This is a genomic window from Symmachiella dynata (assembly GCF_007747995.1).
GTDB classification, from domain to species: domain Bacteria; phylum Planctomycetota; class Planctomycetia; order Planctomycetales; family Planctomycetaceae; genus Symmachiella; species Symmachiella dynata.
The window spans coordinates 7264373-7288219 of record NZ_CP036276.1; the positions used below are offsets into that span (position 1 = coordinate 7264373).

The 23847-nt window shown below is 55.4% G+C and carries 6 protein-coding genes; 4 read left to right on the plus strand and 2 right to left on the minus strand.

Features of this window, described 5'->3' with window-relative positions; all coding sequences use genetic code 11:
• Positions 1–66 precede the first annotated feature (66 nt).
• A complete protein-coding gene (locus Mal52_RS27700; RefSeq protein ID WP_145380102.1) occupies positions 67–19515 on the minus strand; it encodes an Ig-like domain-containing protein in 19449 nt (6482 codons plus the stop codon).
• 1402 nt (positions 19516–20917) lie between these two features.
• On the opposite strand from Mal52_RS27700, the gene Mal52_RS27705 reads away from it, so the two are divergent.
• From Mal52_RS27705 to Mal52_RS27720, 4 genes are all read left to right on the plus strand, one after another.
• The gene (locus tag Mal52_RS27705; RefSeq protein WP_145380104.1) at positions 20918–21274 is read left to right on the plus strand and encodes an ArsR/SmtB family transcription factor; all 357 of its coding nucleotides are present in this window, start codon (positions 20918–20920) and stop codon (positions 21272–21274) included.
• Between the two features lie 76 nt (positions 21275–21350).
• A complete protein-coding gene (gene arsB / locus Mal52_RS27710; protein WP_145380106.1) occupies positions 21351–22484 on the plus strand; it encodes an ACR3 family arsenite efflux transporter in 1134 nt (377 codons plus the stop codon).
• Positions 22485–22526: 42 nt separating this feature from the next.
• Complete coding sequence (locus Mal52_RS27715; protein ID WP_145380107.1) at positions 22527–22964, plus strand: arsenate reductase ArsC; 438 nt, start codon at positions 22527–22529, stop codon at positions 22962–22964.
• Complete coding sequence (locus tag Mal52_RS27720) at positions 22961–23431, plus strand: ArsI/CadI family heavy metal resistance metalloenzyme (protein WP_145380108.1); 471 nt, start codon at positions 22961–22963, stop codon at positions 23429–23431. Before Mal52_RS27715 ends, Mal52_RS27720 begins: the two co-directional genes overlap by 4 nt.
• Positions 23432–23510: 79 nt before the next feature.
• Here Mal52_RS27720 and Mal52_RS27725 read toward each other — a convergent pair whose 3' ends face one another.
• Positions 23511–23786 carry a YncE family protein gene (locus Mal52_RS27725; protein WP_145380111.1) on the minus strand — a complete coding sequence of 92 codons (276 nt, stop codon included), beginning with the start codon at positions 23784–23786 and terminating at the stop codon, positions 23511–23513.
• Positions 23787–23847: the final 61 nt, after the last annotated feature.

Below are 23847 nucleotides of genomic sequence, written 5' to 3' on the forward strand. Positions count from 1 at the left end.
TCACGGTCTCGATTCAGCCCTACTTACATTTAACCCAGTCTCTCTATTTCACGCAAACGATTCGATTCAAAATTGTTCCGATTCCAAGAAAATATCATCAGGCAGTGAGCTGCCGACATTTCCGTAAACGGACCAGAAGTCCAGAATATTCACTTGTCCATCGCCAGTGGTATCGGCGTCGGTATTGAATTGGCCAAAGTTTGAAGTGAGTTTCATCACATCGCTGAATCCCACACTCCGGTCGCCGTCGATGTCACCTTCCAGGCGATGGAACCGATAGTCATAAATACCGTCGTCAACGCCATCCGTATCCTGCAAGACCGCATCGACAAGTTGTGGGTTGAGGATTTCGCCCGTCTGAATTCGCAGTGCATAGTTGTCATTGCTCAAGAGAGTCTGACCGCTACCGCCAAATCCGTCCACGGTCAGGTCGACCGTGACTGAATTCGTCGCATCGTCCCAAACAAACCGGTCGGCGGACAGGACGACTTCTGTCGACGGAGAATTTGTCAAACCGTAGATCTGAATAATCTCCACGATCTCACCGCTGGCGATCAACGCCCCGATGTTCGTATCGTCGCTGAACGTGACAGTGATATGCCGCACATTCGAACGGTTTTCTTCGCCATCGTTCACAGACACGTCAACGATCGTAAATTCATTCACGGCTGCGACGTTCACATCAATGGTCACCGGTCCCGACGTAATCGCCGCATCGCTGCCATCTCCGGTATCAGTCACGTCGTAATCAAACGACGCTGGACCGTCCGCATCCGGTGTAAACCGTGCCGTGTAACCATCGGCCAGCAATTCCACCGTGCCGTTGACCGCACCCGACACACTAAACAGCAGATCGTCGTCGGCTGTCTCAACATCGTCCACCAGCGTTCGTAGATCAATCTCAACGGCTGTGTCTTCGTCGGTATTCAGCGTCGTCGTACCAGCAATAGGAACATCATTCACCGCGGCCACAGTGATGTCGATGGTTTGCGGAGCGGATGTGATCGCAGCAGCACTGCCATCTCCCGTATCCGTCACGTCATAGACGAACGACGCCGGACCGTTGTAGTTCGCGCCGGGTGTGAACCGTGCGGTGTAGCCATCGGCCTGCAATTCCACGCTTCCATTCACAGCACCTGACACACTGAAGACGAGATCGTCGTCGGCTGTTTCCACATCCTCCACCAACGTACGCAGATCAATCTCAACCGGCGTATCTTCGCTCGTCGACATTGTCGTAGAACTTGCCACTGGATCGTCATTCACCGCAGCGACGTTGATGTCGATCGTTTGCGGAGCGGACGTGATCGCAGCAGCACCGCCATCTCCCGTATCGGTCACGTCGTAGACGAACAAAGCAGGACCGTTGTAATCCGCACCCGGTGTAAACCGTGCGGTGTAACCATCGGCCAGAAGTTCGACCGTACCATTCACCGCGCCAGAAACATTGAACGCGAGATCGTCATCGGCCGTTTCCACATCGTCGACTAACGTACGCAGATCGATCTCCACCGGTGTATCTTCATCGGTATTCAGCGTCGTTCCCGTCGCGACCGGATCGTCATTCACCGCCGCCACATTGACGTCGATGGTTTGCGGTGCAGATGTGATTGCCGCAGCACTGCCATCTCCCGTATCCGTCACGTCATAGTTGAACGAAGCGAGGCCGTTGTAGTTAGCACCCGGTGTGAATCGGGCGGTGTAACCGTTGGCCAGCAGTTCGATTGCACCATTCACCGCACCAGAAACGCTGAATACGAGATCGTCGTCGGCCGTTTCAATGTCGTCCACCAGCGTCCGTAGATCAATTTCAACCGGCGTATCTTCATCCGTCGCCAAGGTCGTCCCCGTCGCAACCGGATCGTCATTCACCGCGGCCACATCCACGATGAACGTCTGGCTAACGCTTAGTCCACCCGTATCAGTCGCTTGGACCGTGATGGTTGATGAACCGTTGGCATTCGGAGCGTAATCGAGCGTCAACTGGCCGGTGGTCGGATCGATCATCACCGACGCAAACAGCGATGCGTTGCTATTCGCTGTGATCTCAAGGTCCAACTCACTATCCGCATCTTCCAAATCTTCGAAGGCGGCAAACAAGTCGATCACGCTCGAGGGAGCATCCTCAATCACAGCCACGTCGCCAATCGGTGTTTCCACAAACGGTCGGTCATTATCGCCACCGACTGTCACATCGATCGTGACGGGGCCGACTGTGATCGGATCATCACCGCCATCACCCGTGTCCGTCACGCGATAGGCAAACGACGCTGGACCGTTGTAGTCCGCACCGGGGGTGAACCGTGCTGTGTAACCGTCAACCAGTAACTCCACACTGCCGTTTTCGGCGTCTGACACGCTGAAAGTCAGATCATCATCGGATGTCTCGACATCGGAAACTAATGTTCGCAAGTCGATCTCGACGGGTGTATCTTCGCCGGTCGACAAAGTCGTGGAATCCGCCACGGGAGCGTCATTGACCGCTGCGACGTTGATGTCGATCGCGATCGGGCCTGCGATGATCCCCGGGTCATCCCCATCCCCACTGTCCGTCACATCGTAAACAAACGAAGCAGCGCCGTTGTAGTTCGCACCGGGCGTGAACCGCGCCGTATAACCGTCAGCCAGTAACTCCACGGTGCCGTTGACCGCACCAGAAACGTTGAACACCAACTCATCATCGGCGGTTTCCACGTCATCGACCAACGTTCGCAAGTCGATCTCCACCGGCGTGTCTTCGTCGGTATTCAGCGTCGTCGTGCCGGCCGTTGGATCGTCATTCACAGCAGCCACGTCAATGTCCACGGTTTGCGGAACGGATGTGATTGCAGCAGCGCTGCCATCGCCCGTGTCCGTTACGTCATATTCAAATGATGCTGCGCCGTTGTAGTTCGCACCCGGTGTAAACCGCGCCGTGTAACCATCAGCCAGCAATTCTACGATGCCATTCACAGCACCTGAAACACTGAATACGAGATCGTCATCGACGGTTTCGACATCGTCCACCAACGTTCGCAGATCAATCTCGACAGGCGTATCTTCGTCAGTCGCTAAAGTCGTCCCTGTCGCCGTTGGATCATCATTGACGGCTGCCACGTTGATATCGATTGCGAGCGGCCCAACGGTAATTGCTGGATCGGCGCCATCGCCGGTATCTGTCACGTCATAGACGAATGAAGCCGAACCGTTGTAGTTCGCACCGGGTGTGAACCGTGCCGTGTATCCATCAGCGAGGAGTTCCACGCTACCGTTAACCGCACCCGAAACGTTAAATACCAGATCATCATCGGCGGTTTCCACGTCATCGACCAGCGTTCGCAGGTCGATCTCCACCGGCGTGTCTTCGTCGGTATTCAGCGTCGTCGTACCAGCCACCGGATCATCATTCACCGCAGCCACGTTGACGTCCACGGTTTGCGGTGCAGACGTGATCGCACTAGTACCGCTGTCTCCCGTATCCGTCACACCATAGTTGAACGACGCGGGACCGTTGTAGTTCGCACCCGGTGTGAACCGGGCTGTGTAACCATTGGCCAGCAGTTCGACCGTGCCGTTCACAGCGCCGGATACGCTGAACACGAGATCGTCATCGGCCGTCTCAACATCGTCCACCAGCGTCCGCAGGTCAATCTCGACCGGCGTATCTTCATCGGTATTCAGTGTCGTCCCCGTCGCGACCGGGTCATCGTTCACTGCGTCCACGTTCACGGTCATCGTGAGCGGTCCGGTCGTGATTGCCGCTGCACTCCCGTCGCCGGTATCCGTCACGTCGTAGTTAAACGAGGCCGGACCGTTGTAGTTCGCCGTCGGTGTAAAACGAGCCGTGTGGCCGTCCGCCAGCAGTTCTACGGTGCCGTTCACCGCCCCCGAGACATTGAAAATCAAATCTTCGGCGGCCGTTTCGACGTCGGAAACAAATGTCCGCAGATCGACTTCAAGCGGGGTGTCTTCCAAAATATTAAATGTCGTGACATCCCCTTGCGGAACGTCGTTTACCGCCGCCACGTCCACCACAAACGTCTGGCTGATACTCAGTCCGCCCGTGTCGGTCGCCTGAACGGTGATCGTCGACGTCCCGTTGGCATTCGGAGCATAATCGAGTGTCAACTGGCCGGTAGTCGGGTTGATCATCGCCGACGCAAACAGCGATGCGTTGCTGTTCGCTGTGATTTCAAAGTCCAAGTCGCTGTCCGCATCTTCCAAGTCGTCAAAAGCGGCAAACAGATCAATCAGGCTTGAGGGAGCGTCTTCCAGAACGGCAACGTCTTCAATCGGTGTTTCCACAAATGGCTGATCATTGTCGCCACCGACATTGATATCGATCGTGATTGGACCAACGAGGATCGCCGCTGCACTGCCGTCACCCGTGTCGGTCACGTCGTAAACGAAGGACGCCGGACCATTGTAGTCCGCACCGGGCGTAAACCGCGCCGTGTAGCCATCGGCGAGCAGCTCCACGGTCCCGTTCACAGCACCCGACACGCTGAAGAACAGATCGTCGTCAGCCGTTTCGACGTCATCCACCAGCGTACGCAAGTCGATCTCAACCGGCGTATCTTCATCAGTCGCCAAGGTCGCTGCCGTCGAATCCGGCTCATCATTCACCGCAGCCACGTTGATGTCGATCGTCAACGGCCCCACGATAATCCCCGGGGCATCACCATCGCCCATGTCCGTCACGTCATAAACGAACAACGCCGCACCATTGTAATTCGCACCCGGCGTAAACCGTGCCGTGTAACCATCGGTCAGCAGTTCCACCGTGCCGTTCACGCCACCGGAGACATTAAAGACCAAGTCGTCATCAGCGGTTTCGAGATCGGCAACCAACGTTCGCAGATCGATTTCGACCGGTGTGTCTTCATCGGTCGCCAAGGTTGTTCCTGTCGCAACCGGATCATCATTCACCGCTGCCACAGTCACGTCGATCGTCACCGGACTGACCGTAATCGGAGCATCACCGCCATCACCCGCATCCGTCACGTCGTAAGCAAATGAGGCCGGGCCGTTGTAGTTGGCACCGGGCGTGAACCGGGCCGTATAACCATTGGCCAGCAATTCCACCGTGCCGTTCACGGCTCCTGACACGCTAAAGACAAGATCGTCGTCAGCCGTTTCCACATCCTCGACGAGCGTTCGCAGGTCAATCTCAACCGGCGTATCTTCATCGGTTGCTAAAGTTGTCGGATTCGCCACTGGATCGTCGTTCACCGCAGCCACGTTCACATCGATCGTCAATGGGCCACTAGTAATCGCCGCCGCACCGCCATCCCCTGTGTCCATCACGTCATAGACAAATGAGGCCGGACCGTTGTAATCCGCACCCGGTGTAAACCGTGCCGTGTGACCATCGGCGAGCAATTCCACCGTCCCATTGACCGCACCGGAAACGCTGAACACCAGATCGCCGTCCGCCGTCTCGACATCTTCGACCAACGACCGCAGGTCAATTTCAACCGCTGTGTCTTCGTTCGTATTCAGCGTCGTCGCACCGGCCACCGGAGCATCATTCACCGCGGCCACATTGATCTCGATGACTTGCGGAGCGGACGTGACCGCAGCGGCACTGCCATCTCCAGTATCCGTCACGTCGTAGACGAACAAAGCAGGACCATTGTAGTTCGCACCGGGTGTGAACCGCGCCGTGTGACCATTGGCCAGCAGTTCGACGCTGCCATTCACGGCACCCGATACATTGAACACGAGATCGTCATCGACCGTTTCAACATCGTCCACCAGCGTCCGTAGATCAATTTCAACCGGTGTATCTTCATCAGTATTCAGCGTCGTTCCCGTCGCTACCGGATCGTCATTCACCGCCGCCACCGTGATGTCGATCGCGAACGGCCCGACGACAATCGCTGGGTCCACGCCGTCGCCGGTATCTGTCACGTCATAGACGAACGAAGCAGGACCGTTGTAATTCGCACCGGGCGTGAACCGCGCCGTGTAACCATCTGTCAGCAATTCTACGCTACCATTGGTCGCGCCAGACACACTGAACACCAGATCGTCATCGGCCGTCTCGACATCGTCCACCAACGTCCGTAGGTCAATTTCGACCGGTGTGTCTTCGACAGTATTCAGCGTCGTTCCAGTGGCTACCGGAGTATCATTCGTCGCACTGACCGTCACATTGATCGTCACCGGATCGCTCGTGAGAGGAGTATCCGCACCATCGCCGGTATCAGTCACGTCGTAATCAAACGAGGCCGGACCGTTGTAGTTCGCGCCGGGTGTGAATCGTGCCGTGTAACCATTGGCCAGCAATTCCACGCTTCCATTCACAGCACCTGACACACTGAAGACAAGATCGTCGTCGGCTGTTTCCACATCCTCCACCAACGTACGCAGATCAATCTCAACCGGCGTATCTTCGCTCGTCGACATTGTCGTAGAACTTGCCACTGGATCGTCATTCACCGCAGCGACGTTGATGTCGATCGTTTGCGGAGCGGACGTAATCGCAGCAGCACTGCCATCTCCCGTATCCGTCACGTCGTAGACGAACGACGCCGGACCGTTGTAGTTCGCACCGGGAGTGAACCGCGCCGTGTAACCATCAGCGAGGAGTTCCACGCTGCCATTGACCGCACCAGATACGTTGAACACGAGATCGTCGTCGGCCGTTTCGACATCATCGACCAACGTTCGCAGGTCGATCTCAACGGCTGTGTCTTCGTCAGTATTCAGCGTCGTTCCCGTCGCCACCGGATCATCATTCACCGCCGCCACCGTGATGTCGATCGCGAACGGTCCGACGATGATCGCTGGATCCGCGCCGTCGCCGGTATCTGTCACGTCATAGACGAACGACGCCGGACCATTGTAGTTCGCACCCGGTGTGAATCGCGCCGTGTGACCATCTGCCAGCAGTTCGACCGTACCATTCACCGCGCCAGACACGTTGAACACCAGATCATCATCGACCGTTTCGACATCATCGACCAACGTCCGTAGATCGATCTCCACCGGTGTATCTTCATCGGTATTCAGCGTCGTTCCCGTCGCGACTGGATCGTCATTCACCGCCGCCACATTGACGTCGATGGTTTGCGGAGCAGATGTGATCGCAGCGTCGCTGCCATCGCCCGTATCCGTCACGTCATAGTTGAACGATGCGGAGCCGTTATAGTTCGCACCCGGTGTGAATCGTGCCGTGTAACCATCGGCCAGCAGTTCGACCGTGCCGTTCACAGCGCCCGATACGCTGAATACCAAATCGTCGTCGGCCGTCTCAATGTCGTCAACCAGCGTCCGTAGATCAATTTCAACCGGCGTATCTTCATCCGTCGCCAAGGTCGTCCCCGTCGCGACCGGATCGTCATTCACCGCCGCCACATCCACGATGAACGTCTGGCTGATGCTCAAACCACCGGTATCAGTCGCCTGGACCGTGATGGTTGATGAACCGTTGGCATTCGGAGCGTAATCGAGCGTCAACTGGCCGGTCGTCGGGTCAATCATCACCGACGTAAACAGCGATGCGTTGCTGTTGGCCGTGATCTCCAAGTCCAACTCACTGTCCGCATCTTCCAAATCTTCGAAGGCGGCAAACAAATCGACCACGCTCGAGGGAGCATCTTCGATCACAGCCACGTCGCCAATCGGTGTTTCCACAAACGGTTGATCGTTATTGCCACCGACATTCACCGTAATCGTCACCGGCCCGACGGTGACGAATGGGTCGTCCCCACGGATTCCGTCATCAGTGACGTGATAGTCGAACGCGGCAACTCCGCTGAAGTCTTCATCCGGGGTGAAGCGGGCTGTGTAGCCGTCAGGTAACAATTCGACCGTACCGTTCACCGGGTTGGATACGGCAAAGGTGAAGTTGTCATCCTCCGTCTCGACATCTTCAACCAAGGTCCGCAAATCGATCTCGACCGCTGTGTCTTCAGTGGTATTCAACGTCGTCGTGCTTGCCACGGGTGGGTCGTTAACGTCTTCCACAATGATGCGGAACGTTTGTTCGACGAACAACCCGCCGGTATCGGTCGCGCGAACGGTGATGACGGTCAGCCCTGCGGCGTTTGCTGCATATTCCAACGTGAGTTCGCCGGTGACTTCGTCGATGGAGACGTTTTCGAACAATATAGCGTCGGTGTTGCCGGTCACCTCGAACACCAAGTCTTCATCCGGATCTTCGACGTCGCTGAAATATGTGAAGAGGTCCAGGACCGTCGGCGGGGCATCCTCATTGACATCAAAGTTAGACAAGACCAACTCGATCACGGGTGTGTCGTTCTCAGCAGCAATAACAACATTGTTCACGATCGGTCCCACAGTGATCGGTGCAGCACCAGAATCGCCCGTGTCCGTCACGTCATACTGGAACGACGCTGGGCCGAAGTAATCCGCTCCGGGTGTGAATCTCGCCGTATAGCCATCCGCCAGCAATTCGACGGTGCCGTTGACCGCGCCTGAAACGCTGAACACGAGATCGTCGTCAGCCGTTTCATCGTCTTCGACCAGCGTCCGCAGGTCGATATCGACAGCGGTGTCCTCGTTGGTATTCAAAGTTATACCGACGGCGACCGGTGCTTGGTTCACGGCAAAAACGTTGACGTCGATTGTTACCGGACCGGAACTGATCGGCGCGTCGCCGCTGTCACCGGTATCTGTGACTTCGTAATCGAATGCAGCGGGACCGTTGTAGCCATCAGCCGGCGTGAACACCGCCGTATACCCGTTGGCCAGGAGTTCAACGGTGCCGTTGACCGCGTTGGACACGGAAAATGCCAGATCGATATCCGGTGTTTCCACATCGTCAACGAGCGACCGCAGATCGATTGAGACCCCAGTCCCCTCGGTAGTGTTGAGCGTTGTCGTTTCCACAACCGGAGCGTCGTTGACAGGAGCGATGATGATGTTAACTATAAACGGGCCGACAGTGACCGGGCCGTCGACACCATCGCCAGTATCTGTGACTGTAAACTCAAAATTACCGAAACCGTTGTAATCGGGGACGGGAATAACAGTTGCAAAATGGAGGCTGTTCCAATTGAGAATGATGTTATCAACGCCGGTGATGTCGAAGACCAAATCTTGACCGGTCGTTTCTACATCGCTAATCAATGACGTCAGGGAAAAGTCGAACCGCTCGTCTTCATTCAAGTTCAACGTTGTGAATATATAGATGGGTGCATCATTGACGGCAGCGACGTTGACGTTGATTACTATCGGGCCAACCGTGATCGGAGAATGAATACCATCCCCCGTATCGGTCACGCCATAGAGAAATGACGCCGCACCATTGTAATCCGCTCCTGGCGTGTATCGCGCCGTGTAGCCGTCAGACAGCAATTCCACCGTGCCGTTGACAGCACCGGAAACACTGAACACAAGATCGTCATCAGCCGTTTCAGCATCATCAACCAGCGTTCGCAGGTCGATTTCGACAGCCGTATCTTCGTTAGTATTCAAAGTCGTGCCAACGGCGACCGGTGCTTGGTTCACATTGGCCACGTTGACGTCGATTGTCACCGGTCCGGAAGTGAGCGGTGCATCTCCATTGTCTCCGGTATCGGTGACATGGTAATCAAACGACGCAGGTCCGTTGTAACCGGCAGCGGGGGTGAACCGCGCCGTGTAACCGTTTGCTAACAACTCCACGGTACCGTTGACAGCATTGGACACGGAAAACGTCAGCGCGCCGTCCGGTGTTTCCACATCGTCGACCAGCGTACGCAAGTTGATATCGACGGCGGTCTCTTGGTCGGTGTTGAGCGTTGTCGTTTCCGCAACCGGGGCGTCATTGACCGGAGCGTAGTTGACGTTGACGATAAACGGGCCAACAGTGATCGGGGCGTCGGTTCCGTCACCGGTATCCATCACGGTGAATTCGAATGAGGCGGGACCGTTGTAATTGGGAATGGGAAGAACAGTAGCATCACCGTTGGAGGCGAAGTTGAGAACGATGTGATCAACACCGATGATATCGAAGACCAAATCTCCGCCCAGTGTTTCGACATCAGTGACATACGACGTCAGGAAGAAATCGATCCTCTCATCTTCATCTAAGTTGAGAGTTAGACCGGAAAAGACAGGGGCGTCATTGACCGCATTGACGGTCACCGCAAACGTCGTTTCGACAAACTCACCACCAAGGTCGGTGGCGCGAATCGTAATGTCAGCCACACCGTGCAAATTGGGAGCATAATCCAGCGTCAAGATTCCCGTGGCAGGACTGATCGATACTGCTGTAAACAGCGCGGCGTTCGAGTTGCCCACGACTTCATACGTCAACTGCTGATCGGCATCTTCTGCATCGTCGAATGCGGCAAAGAGGTCGATCTGGGTTGCCGCCGCGTCTTCGTCGACGGTGACATCAGCGATACCGGTCGTAGTCGGCGGTTGGTTGGAGCCGATCTCTTCGACAATGGTCGTGGTGACTTGTTGCTGGCCAAGTTCTACCCCACCGGTAACGTCAGTGATGTCGACGATGACCGTTTCGCTGCCTTCATCCAGTTCATCAGCGACTCCAGTGATGGTGATGCTGCCCGACAGACTGCCCGCTTCGATCACGATCGAGTGATCTGACAGCCTGTAGTCGCCTGCCGAGGCTACGAACAACAAGCCCAATGGATCGACGAGCCCGCCGCCAGAAGACATGGTTCCCAGAAAATCGCCCGTAGTCCCGTCGTACTTGAGAATCGCGCCGCTGGCGCTGCTGACATAAAGATTGCCATCCGGACCGAACGTGAAGTCGGTCGGTGCGTCTAGCCCGCCGCCGGATGCGAAGCTACCGAGAAACGCGCCCGTCGTCCCGTTGTAACGGAGGATCTCATCATCAGGCTCATCGATGAGGTAGAGATTACCATCCGGGCCGAACGCTAAACCGGTCGGCTCGTCCAGTCCACCGGCACCATCCCCAAACAACTCCTTGATATAGGCGCCAGTCGTGCCGTTGAACACCAAGACGTTGTACGGTCCACGACTGCCACCACGCCCGTGATTTGAGACATACAGATTGCCGTCCGCGCCGAATGCCAGTCCGACCGGATTTCCCAAATCCTCCGTATTGGGTAAGACAAACTGGTCGATGAACGCGCCGGTTGTGCCGTTGTAACGGAGCACGCTGTCGGTCTGGTTGCTCGTCACGTACAGGTTTCCATCCGGGCCGAACACCAAACCCCGCGGATCGTTGAGGCCGCCGCCGCTTGCAAAGGTGCCAAGCAGCGCACCGGTCGCACCGTCGTATCTCAGGATCGAATCGGTCGCCACGTTGGCCACATAGAAATCGCCATCGGGGCCAATGATCATGTCGCCGGCAGCGCCCGTGAAGTATTCATCGATGAACGCACCCGTGGCCCCGTCATATCGCAGGATGCTATTCGTCGCGCCATTAGCGACAAGCAGCGACCCGCCTTCGATGAAATCGTCGGCCGTTCCGCCAAAGCCCAAGAAGACCGTCACGTCCTCAGTGGTGATCCCTGAGAGTGTCGCTGTGATGGTCACGGTACCGCCCGCTTCTTCGATGATGTTCGAAGAGGCGTCCAGCGTGACCTCGGGGACAAACGCCGCTGGAATGACGTTTATCAAAATGTATGTGAAATCGGTGGCAGCCTCCGAGTCGGTCACCCTGATTAAAATTCCTTCCATCCCGCTGGAACCGGGGTTGCTGCGATATGACAGCGTGGCGAGTGCGGCGTTGATGTCTGCGACGGCGCCTTCCACCATGATATCGTCCGTGCCGTTTCCAGACACGGTCAACCCAGACGTATTGCCAAGCGTTATGTTGCCGAAGGTCGAACTCAACTCAAGTGCAACGGTGGCCGAATCGATGTCCGTGACGCTCACGCCATCGATATCCAATTGCGTATCTTCGTCCACAAACAACTGCCCCGGAACGGTAAGAACCGGGGCGTCGTTAATATTGTTGACGATGATCGAAAAGGTCTGTGCCTCACTGATGTTCACGCCACCGTTGGCGGTCCCACCGTTGTCCATGAGTCTTACAGTAACAACGGCCGTTCCCGCAGCGTCATCGGCCACTGCGAACGAGAGTGCTCCCGCCGCGTTGATCGTGGGACCGTCGGTGAAGAGGGCATCGTTGTCGGTCGACACCAAGAACGACAGCGTCTGACCACTTTCGTCTGTCGGACCAGCAGCAATATTGGTAGCAAACGCATAATTCGTTAGCCCGCCCGAATCCTCATCCACCACCTGGTCGCCCGCCAAGGTAAAGGACGGACTATCGTTCACGCTGGTGATATCGACATTTACTGTGATCGGCCCCAACGTGATGGCCGAATCGGCACCGTCACCCGTATCCGTCACGTCGAAGTCAAATGCAGCTGCTCCGAAGTAGTCGGCGGCAGGCGTAAACCGCGCCGTATAACCATCCGCCAGCAATTCAATTGTGCCATTCACGGCACCGGAGACGGTAAACGTCAGATCGTCGTCGGCGGTTTCCAAGTCATCGACCAGCGTCCGCAGATCGACATCCAAAATCGTGTCTTCCACAGCATTGACCGATGTGGAGACAATCACCGGATCGTCGTTCACAGCAGTGATCGTCACATCGAACGACTGCGTTACGGTTTGTCCGGTGGTGTCCATCGCCTCAATGGTCAAGGTCGCCGTACCATTGGCATTGGCGGCATAGTCGAGCGTGAGCATGCCGGCGGCGATGTTCAGTGAGGTAAAGAGCGCCGGATTAGTATTGTCACTGACGCGGAAGGACAACTCCGTATCCAAATCCTCCGTGTCACCGAATGCGGCAAACAAATCAACGATTGTCGAAGCCGCATCTTCTGCAACAGTGACATCGTCAATCTGGGCCTCAATGAACGGCGGCACACTTGTGGGAATGCGACTGCCGAAATCGAGGTTACCAATCGTCTCACCCGGATGAACGGTTACGGTGTAGGAAAGCGGAATGACCGGCTCGACAAGTTCGTCATCCTCAATGGTCACCGTGGCATAGCGCGGTGCACCGACCGTATAGCCACTGCCCGACTCCACCGTGATAACAATCGTCTCCAACCCTTCCGCAGCTCCATCCGTGAGCGGCGTCAGGTCGACCGTGACGGAAGAGTCGCCATCCAGGATGGTCGCAATTCCGGAAAGTGCTACGAAATCGCTGCCAGCGGTCGCTGTGCCGCCGATGGAATAATGAACCTCCAGCGCGCCGGAAGTCGTATCCGTACGCGTGAACGTAAACGCCCCCGCGGTAGCCCCTTCTTCGTCAATTGTTGAAATCACGGTATCGACCGTGACAAACGGTAAACTCGTTCCCGGCGGGCGATAGGACTGGGCTTGGTTGTAGTCGACTTCATATCCCAGGTCCGCCAACGCACCGACCGTCACCAGACTGATCATCGCATTCGGATCGCTGATCGAGGTCATCAACTCGTTATCGAAAACCGTCTCGCGCCAGTGACTGCCCACCGACCCTGGGCCACCTACATTTTCCAGAGGAATTGAGGACGCTGAAATGTTAAAGATGTCCGCGTACTGCTGCACCGCCTCTGCGCCAATGTATCGCGGATCCGGAGTCCCCACGTTGACCCGTAAACCGTTTGCGTCCCACAACACCCCCAGTCCCAAAGCGTGACCGATTTCGTGGAGGATGGTGCCGAAGAGTTCCGGGTGATCAAGATCGTTGACATCGAGCACGACCTCTCCGCGCACAGGCAATAATGTTCCTTCATGATACCCGCCCTCTGGAATGAGCGGACGTGCTTGACCGAGGGTATTCCCCACACCATCGATGTCGATTGTATACACATCCATTAGAAAATCATCGACAAAGAACCCGTCCGGGCTGACCATGTCGGACAAGTCCCCGACGATAATTGACTCCCAAATCGCCGCGGCATCGAGGAAGAGTTGTTCCTGCTGCGGCGTGAGCGTTGCCGACAAAAACCGGAAATCAATATCGAAACCGGCCTGTGTCTCCGCTTGCGAACCAGGGAACGTCTGCACCCGGTCGGTCCCGTCGGGATATTCGACGGCAACAGTATAAGTCCCCGGCGCAAGATTGGTGAATTCATACTCGCCTTGTGCGTTCGTGGTCGTAAAGGGTTCGTCGGCAACATCGCGGACACCGTTCCCATTGATGTCGAGATAGACCACAAATCCTGCCAGCGGATCTTCGACCGCGTCCTGCACGCCATCGCCGTTCGTGTCGTTCCATTTGATACCGCTGAGCGTTGAGGGCTCGAAAACCGTAAACGTGCGAGAAAAGACATTATTGTCTTCGCCACCAGGCCCTTCATCGACGTCGTCGCCCGAGTCGACCGTCATTTCGAGCGTGTGTTCACCGGCCGACAGTTGACCTAAGAAGATGTCTTCAAATCCTGCAAAATTAAACACTCCAAGTGTACCGGTCTGTTGCAGGGTAGTGACTTCCACCCCGTCGAGCGTCAGAGTTACAGAATATGAACCGGACGGTATGCTGCCAAAATTACCGCTGCCCAGATCGACGTAAATATCATCCGTCGTGAGCAGCAGCGGTGTCGACGTATTGGTTCCCGACTCCTTGGAAATCACGATGGGGTTGTCCCACCCCGCAGCTAAGCCGGGTCCGATATCCGCGTACCCCGCAGCACCGACGTTGATGACCTTGTAGAAGATGTTGTTGCCTTCACCGCCGGACAGCCCTTCATCGACGCTGCCCGTCGAATCGATGATCAACTCGATGGTGTGGATACCGTTGCTGAGCGTGCCAATCGCGATGTCCTGGAAATCGAGCGCAAACTCATTCACGCCCAACGGAGTCGAGCGCGTGAGAGTTGTGATCGTCGAGCCATCGATGCGAAGCGTCACCGAAAACGGACCCGCCTCGGCAATCCCGAGATTCGCCACTCCCAAATCGACAAATAGGTTGTCCGTGGCGTTATATGCCAAAGCATCCGTATTGGTTCCCGTAACTGTGGAAACGACGATTGGGCTGTCCCACACACCGTCGATCACGTCCGGCACCAAGTCGGGCAATGGCGAGTCATCATTCTGAATCGTGGCGACTCCCTCGCCATCTTCGATGACCGCGCCGGAGGCGTTGTTGAGCACCACCGAAAAGGTTTCGTCATCCTCAAACAACGTGTCGCCGAGAATCTGTACAACAATTGTCCGCTGAGTCTCACCCGCGGCAAAGGTGATTGTTCCGTCGGTAGCAACGTAGTCCCTGCCTGCTTCAGCGTTATTTGCAAGTGGATTGACGAAGACCCGATCGACCAACCCCGCTGCGGACGAGTCGACGGTCGTGAAATCGACAGTAGCTTCACCGGAGGCATCGCCACTTCGAGTGACCGTGAAACTTGCCAGTGAGCCGACGGGACCGGCAAATCGCAGCACCTCATTCAACCGCGCGCTGATGACATACAGGTTGCCGTCCGCATTCACCTGAATGTCGCTGATGTCATCTAACCCACCGGCACCTGGTGCTACAAAATCACCGATCAACTCACCCGTCGTCGCATCAATTTGCATCACTGATGAGCCAGCACGGTTGGTGACAAACAGCAACGAGCCGTCGGCCGAAAAAGCGAGACCACTCGGGATCCGTGGACCGGGAATGGCGGCGAAACGCCCCAAGAACGCTCCCGAGTCACCGTCATAGCGGAGCACTCCAGCGGTGCTGTCATTGCGGGTGTCGTTCACGACGTACAAATCGCCGTCCGGACCGAAAACCATGTCCTGAGCACCGGTCAATCCGCCGGTTTCATCGACACCGCCGGTCAGCGGATCGTCACCGACGAAGATGTCGACAAATTCCCCCGTGACCGCGTCGAAACGCAAAACCTGATCGGGGAGACTACTTTGACCGATGAGCACATACAACAGCCCGTCTTCGCCGAAGAACATCGTCCGCGCGTTGAGCACTTGATCGGCGGGAATAAAGGTGTCCACGAACGTGCCATCCACCGGATTAAAACGATGAACACCATCTCCCAGGGTATAGACGTTATCGTCCGGTCCGAAGACAACCGCATCGAAGGTCAGCACGCCTCCATCGTTGTCGAGAATAAACTCCGCACCATGATTGAGCGGCGTGGACAGCGGTTCGCCCGTCTGCCCGTCATAGCGAAACACGCCGGCCCTCGAACCGACATAGAGATTTCCATCGGGGCCGAACGTAAGGGAACGTGGGATATTCACCCCCCCCTCGCCGGAGGAAACGAAGGCATCCATGAATTCCCCGCCACCCAGCCCGGCCCCTTCAGTGACAGTCACGTCGCTGACAGAAATCGTCGGTTGCGCCGGCGGAGGGACGTCGTCATTGATGATCGTACCGACCGCCCAGTCATCCGTAATCAGCGTGTCGTTAATCTCGAAGAAAAAGACCCCAAACGATTCGTCCGGTTCAACAACCAAATCAGAATAGACTGGAACCGCAATGATGATTTCCGACACGCCTGGTTCAAAGATTAAATATCCGCCCCACCCCCATTGTGCCGTCGGCCCGAAGTCAGCATTTGGACCGCCATCCGCACTGCCGGCCTCAAATTCGAACCTAACACGCAATCGCTCGGAAGTGCTGCCGGGACGCGTCGCGACAAAGTTGAAGTTCTTGGTTCCCAAGTTGCCTTCGACATAGGTGACGTCGGAAATGAACAACTCGCGGACGTCGTCGTTGAGAATTCGGCCCTCCCCTTGGCCGACAGCGATCGCCCCTCCAGCAACATTGGACAAATTGACGAAGAAGGTCTCGTTGGCTTCGTCGTCGAAATCACCGGCGACCTGCACCGTGATCGTCTTCTCTGTTTCGCCGGCCAAAAAGGTAAGCGAGCCGCTTGTCGTTTGATAGTCGCCCCGCTCGCCGATCACACCGCCGTTGTTCTCGAACCAACGAATCGAATCGTCGCCGAAGGAGGCCGCAGCCACATCCACGTCGCCATCACCATCGATGTCGGTGAGGATAATTTTTTCAACCCCGACGGAAACTGTCGAAATATAGTGAAACCGATAATTCCCATAGCCGAGATTTTCATACCAAGCGATTTGCGACAAACCCGCAGTAGCGGCGACGACGTCCAGGTCACCATCGCCATCAATATCAGCAGTCGCCACCGAGTTTGACGACCCCGCAAAATCATCAATGACATAATGTGTGAAGTTTTCATTTCCGTCGTTTTCGTACCAGTCAATGGCGTAAGTTGAGCCCGTAAGCACGTCGAGGTCGCCATCACCATCCATGTCGGCAGCCCACACCGATTCAATAGTCCAGACTTCGTCGGCAATGATATGCTTAGTAAAGTTCTCGCTACCATCATTTTCAAACCACAAGACCTGCCGCGGACTTAGCATCGAACCAACAAAGTCTAGATCACCGTCCTGGTCGAGATCAATAACTTCGAAGTCATCAGCGCGTGCCGCGCCGGTACTCACCGTGTGGTAAGTAAAACCGCCGGCGCCGTCGGACTCATACCATACTAGGATGGAGTCAAAATTGACGGCCACGACGATATCTAGGTCCCCATCCGCATCGAGATCGACCACTTTGACGTCCGAGGGACGATCAAGTTCACCTGCGCCACTAATCGTCCGCTCTGTGAAATTTTCACTGCCATCGTTCTCATAAATGTTGACCTCGTTGCGGGCGTAGGAAGTCGCAATGATATCCACATCGCCGTCGCCATCGATGTCCGCTGTCGCCACCCCATAGACGTCGCCTAAAATGACGATTTCGTGAAACGTATAATTCTCGTTGCCGTCGTTTTCATACCACGCGAGTGTGTTATCATCGCGCGACGAGGAAACCATGTCGAGATCGCCGTCACCGTCCACATCGGCGACCTGTACGTTGCGAGCTCCATCGGCCGTGTTGTCGATCAGATGCTCTTCGAAGCGCGAGAACTCTGTCGAGACATCCACGATCCCCAATGCCGTGCCGTCTGCCGTGGTGAAATCGACGGTCGTTTCTCCCGACGTATCGCCGCTGCGGGTCACCGTGAATTCAACAGTTTTTGAAAGCAGATCGCCTTCTGTCACGACGGCATCGCCGATCGAAACAGTCGCCCCCGGCAAGGCGTCATCGTTGAGAATCGTGCCGCGCGCCTGACCGTCATCCACCGAACCGCCCACGGTGTTACTAAGGCTGACGAGTAAGTATTCGTCTTCCTCATGTGCGACGTCGCCATTGACGATGACCGTGATCGTCTGCTGGGTCACGCCATCGGCAAACATCAACGAACCGCTCGTCGCGAAGTAATCACCCAGCTTCTGATTTTCGTAGTAGGTGATCGTATCTTCGACCGTTGAGGCAGACAGGATCTCCAGGTTTCCATCACCATCCAAATCGTCGGTGAAGAGCGTCGGAGCCACCAGCTTACCCGCTGTCACCGTATGCAATGTCCAAAAGTTGCGGCCGAGGTTTTCATGCCATTGAATGCCCGCATCATCCCCCCCCACGGAAACGACAACGTCCACATCACCATCGCCGTCCATATCGGCGGTCCGCACATCGCGTACCCCGTCAGGGGTGGTACGGATCTCTTGGTATGTAAAGTTCTCGTTGCCGTCGTTCTCAAACCATGTGATGGTATAGTCGCCGTCATAGACAGCCACCACGTCAAGATCGCCGTCATCGTCGAAGTCTGCGGAGGAGACCGCAGTGGGTGTCGCCTCACTCGGCGCTTCGAAAATCACATGCCGCGTGAAGATTTCATTCCCATCGTTTTCAAACCACGATACGGTGTTGTCACCGGGGTTTGATGTGAGAACGTCCAGATCACCGTCACCATCCAGATCCGTCGCCTCAAACGCATTCACTTGGTTTGCAATATTGGTCACAACCCGCGTTGTGAAATTTCCATTGCCATCATTTTCGTACCAGAAAACGGTGTGGTCGAAATCAGACGACGCCATCGCATCCAGGTCCCCGTCGCCATCAACGTCGGCAACAGCAACCCTTTTCTCGCCTGCAACGGCAGTGTCGATTGCATGGAACGTGAAGTTCTCGTTGCCGTCGTTCTCGTACCACGCAATCGTGTTGTCTTCGCGCGAGGCCGTGAGGATATCCGTGTCGCCATCGCCATCGAAGTCACCACTGGTCACATCTTCGGCACCATTGGCCGACGTGGTTACGGTGTGCGTTGTAAATACTCCGCCGCCGAGATTTTCGTACCAATGAATCGTATCGGAAAAATACGAGGCGGACAGAATGTCACTGTCCCCATCGCCATCAACATCGGCCGACGACACCGCCTCAGCGCGATCGGCCGTGGAGCTCAGAGTCTGTTCATTGAAAAACGTTTGAACCGGCGTCGCGTTCCCGCCGCCGGTTTCGAAATCGACGGTAACCACTCCTGAGGAACTACCGGTCCGGTCGACAGTGAATTCGAACGTCGATGTGCCGGCATCGCCCTCGGAAATCGAAAGATCGCCAATGGTCAGCGACCCCGCCAACAACGTGCGGTCTTCCAGTCCTTCCAAGGACAGCGGGATCTGTCGTCGACAGGTGCTAAACTTCCGCCAACTGCGATTTCGGCGACGGCGTTGAGAGGTCAAGCGAGTATAACGTTGCGAGCGAGCCCAAGAGGTGGTGAGCAATGACCAGAAAGACATGCAGGTTCATCCCGTCAAAATAGGGGGGCGATGAATCGATTTTTAATAAGAAACAAAATGATTGAGATGGAATATAAAAATCAACGATCTGCCGATCCCGGAAGGCAACGACAGACGTGCGAATCCGCAGATTTGCGAATCCTAAGACTGGGGAGTTTGTGTGGCAGAGGGCCCGCAAAAGCGCACCACACAGAACCAAAGAATTAACAAAGCGAGCAGCGAAGCGATGTAGATGTAATAGAAGAATGGCCTAAGAGCGACGACGTGATAGCGAGCGCGAGTGATCCCGACATGAGCTGTCTCCGTAAATCCAAAGGTGTAACATCAGAGCGAAAATGTTCGACACGCGTATCAACTGCAACGCGAAGCTTGATTGAATAGCAGCTGACAAAACTGGAGCAGAAGAGTTCAACGCAATACCCTAGCGAAACGAGCAAAAGCGACCGACGAAAAGAAGTGACAATGCGTCGGTGTCGTTGCGTTGTTTAGCAAAGCGAACTTGCGATGCGGGCCAGTCTAAACTGCGCAATTCGCGAAATCAACAAAAAAAGCAGAATCCCTCCAAACCCTCCGGCCTGCAGAGAATAGAAAGCGCGAGTCGGCACGCGATTTCACGCGGGAGTCAATCAACCAAACAGCGAAAAAGCATCCGCACTTCCCCCGGCTTGCGCAAGGATTCCACAAGCGGAGACCCGACTCCACATTGATAGAGAACGTTAATATTCTGCTAAGAACTAGTTCAATACCCTACTGCGTTTGTTCCTGAAACTTGCAAATCCGTGCCAACAGAATGCGGCAGCGGTTTTTGAATCGAATGAAAAGCAGACCACCTCACTTCCATTCCCGGCTTCAAAAAATGCTCTACCACTGACGGCCAAGCAACCATCCGCGATGAGAGCGTCTATCCCAAAGACTGTCTCAACTGTTCCGTGGGCAAGATCGCGGGACACGACTTGTCACCATCAAAACTAGGGTTACTACCTAGCACAGATCTGCACCCCACCCCCGCCCAGCGGCTGATAGGCGTTGAGGATTGCGCGCTGGAATCGTTAAGCTTTCGTAATTGCGCAGCATTGGCTCTGAAATCTTCGGGATTGATCGCTTCTTGTTACTCAACGGTGCGACCAGCTCAGCCGCAACGTTGCCAACCAGCGACACCGGCGTCGTGAACAGGGACTGCGGAACGAAAGCCTGATACCCCACTCCAGCCGGCAAAGCCCTGGACAACTTTCCGGTAGGGGTTATGACAACATCGCACCGATTCACCACCAGCCGCCGCCGCTGGAATTTTGGCCAATTCATTTCGCCTGCCGCAATTCACTGGAGATTTGGATTGCCATTGACGATCGATAGGTAGCGGCGTACTATATTCGCATAGGCGAATTCAATAGGACCCCCCAAGATGGCCACAAAAACTGCCAGCATCTCACTCACGACAATCTTCCGAGCGCTGTCCGATCAGACGCGGTTGCGAATTCTGAATCTGCTGCGCGACGGAGAATTGTGCGTTTGCGATTTGGTCGATGTGCTGGATGTGCCGCAACCAACAGCTTCGCGGCATTTGGCCTATCTGCGGAAGTCCGGACTAGTGCTTGCTCGCAAAGAAGGACTGTGGCACTACTATCGATTGACCCCCAGTTCCTCGCCGTTTCACGAAAAGCTCTGGGAGTGTTTGGCGACCTGCGAAGCTGTCGAGTCTGAACTTGCCAGCGACCGCCAACAACTCAAACATTCGCCTTGCCGTGACTGCTGCGACTAGTTTTTTTTAACAAATACATTCGCCTAAGCACATATAATACCACACCAAAACAACAAGAAATGGGAGATTAGCTCCGATGGCCGATGGAGTCGCCAAGCGTCTGGGTTTCCTGGACCGGTATTTGACATTGTGGATTTTTCTAGCGATGGCGGTCGGAGTTGCCGCCGGCCGCTTGCTTCCCGGTTTGGAAGGTTGGATCAATTCGTTTCAGGTGGGCACAACGAACATTCCCATCGCGGCCGGTTTGATACTGATGATGTATCCGCCGCTGGCCAAAGTCCGCTACGAAGAGATGGGCGAAGTGTTCCGCAATTGGAAACTACTCGCGCTGTCGCTGGTGCAAAACTGGGTCATCGGACCGGTGCTGATGTTTGCCTTAGCGATCTTGTTCCTGCAAGACTACCCCGAATACATGGTGGGGTTGATCATGATCGGCCTGGCCCGTTGCATCGCGATGGTCATCGTCTGGAATGAGTTGGCCAAGGGAGACAGCGAATACGCCGCCGGGTTGGTGGCTTTCAATAGTATCTTTCAAGTGCTGTTTTTCAGCGTCTATGCCTGGGTATTCATCACCCTGTTGCCGCCGTTATTTGGATTGGCGGGAAGCACTGTCCAGATCGGTATCGGTGAAATCGCGCAGAGTGTCTTCATCTACCTGGGCATCCCCTTTTTGGCCGGCATGGCCACACGGTTTGTTTTAATCCGGGCTAAAGGTCGGCAGTGGTATGAACAACAATTCATTCCCACCATTAGCCCGCTGACGCTCATCGCACTGCTGTTCACAATTCTGGTGATGTTCGGGCTGAAAGGAAATTTGATTGTACAGATTCCTGGTGACGTGGTGCGGATCGCTGTGCCGCTGTTGATTTACTTTGTCGTAATGTTCTTGGTGAGTTTCTGGATGGGGAAAAAGATCGGTGCGGACTATTCAAAAACGACCACGATCGCCTTCACTGCGGCCAGCAACAATTTTGAACTCGCCATCGCCGTGGCCGTCGCCGTCTTCGGCATCAACTCCGGCGCCGCTTTCGCAGCTGTGATCGGACCGTTGGTCGAAGTCCCCGTGTTGATCGGATTGGTCAATGTCGCTCTCTATTTTCAAAAACGATACTTCGGTGACGAAATCTCAGACGACGAAACCCTGCAATCCGCCGCGGCGGCCGCCTGCCCGACAGTTCGTGGCAGCCACGCAGAAGCCGGGCAAGATTAATCACCAATTGAAACGCGAACCATAAAAAAGGAATACCATCCGATGCCAAAGCGAGTCTTAATTCTCTGCACCGGAAACTCATGTCGTTCACAGATGGCCGAAGCGCTCTGGGAATCGCTGGGCGGCGGCAGTTGGCAGTCTGAATCCGCCGGCTCAAAACCCTCCGGCTACGTGCACCCTTTAGCCATCCAGGCGATGCAGGAAATGGACATCGACATTCCCGAACATCAAAGCAAATCGCTCGATCAGTTCCAAAACCAACCGTTCGATCTCGTCGTGACAGTCTGTGACAACGCCAAAGAGTCCTGTCCGGTTTTCCCCGGGGCAAAGACCACGTTGCATTGGCCATTCCAAGACCCCGCCGATGCCACTGGTTCGGAAGAAGAACAAATGACCGTCTTTCGCCGCATCCGCGACGAAATCAGAGACAAAATTGAAACCTACTTGCAAACTCTTAAACCTGAAGGAGAGTCAAAATGACCAACGAATCCGCTGTCGATTTTCCCGGCAATTACCGTCTGCACGTCGCTTTGACCGTTTCCAACTTGGAAAAGTCCAAGCATTTCTATGAAATCCTGTTCGGCCAACCCGCCTGCAAAGAACGGCCGCGGTATGCGAAATTTGAGCCGCATGACCCGTCAGTCAATTTGACACTGAACGAAGAAGATGGCAATGTGCGAATCGAAGGCGGATCCGCTCACTTCGGCGTTCAAGTCAAATCCATCGCAGCGGTGCACGCCGCCATCGAGCGTTTCCAAGCAGCCAACATCGAAACGATCACCGAAGAAGGCACTACATGTTGCTACGCCGTACAAGACAAGGTGTGGGCCATCGATCCTGATGGACATAAGTGGGAAGTCTTCGTTGTCCTGCAGGCCGACGCCAAAGATGAACGTTACGAAGCCGCCGGTTGCTGTGGTCCGGAGACCGTTCAACTGAATAAGTAAGACACTGGTTATTTAGTTAAGACACTGGCCTTCCCCACAAATCGTGGGGAAGGCCAAGCCGCAGCCCGCGCGATTTCCCTCAATGACCGTGATCTTCTTCCCCTAGGGCAATTAACTTAGTCGGCTTCCCACCAACCGGCATTGTGGCTAGCACCCCCAGATCCTTAAGCGACATGATCGAAATCGTACTGTCGCCGGGGTTGGTCCAAAATGCGTATTGACCGGCGTGATCAAACGTAATCTGGTGGTGTCCGTAGTGGCCTTCGACGGCGCTGTGTCCCACGGGAATCGTTTCCAGCAACTGTGCGTCGGAAAAATCGAGATCTTGGTTGGGATCAAGTTGGACGATGCTCAAGAATTCGTCCCCTTCGACATCAGCGGGATGGTTGTGAAAGACAAACGCTAAGCGCCGCCCA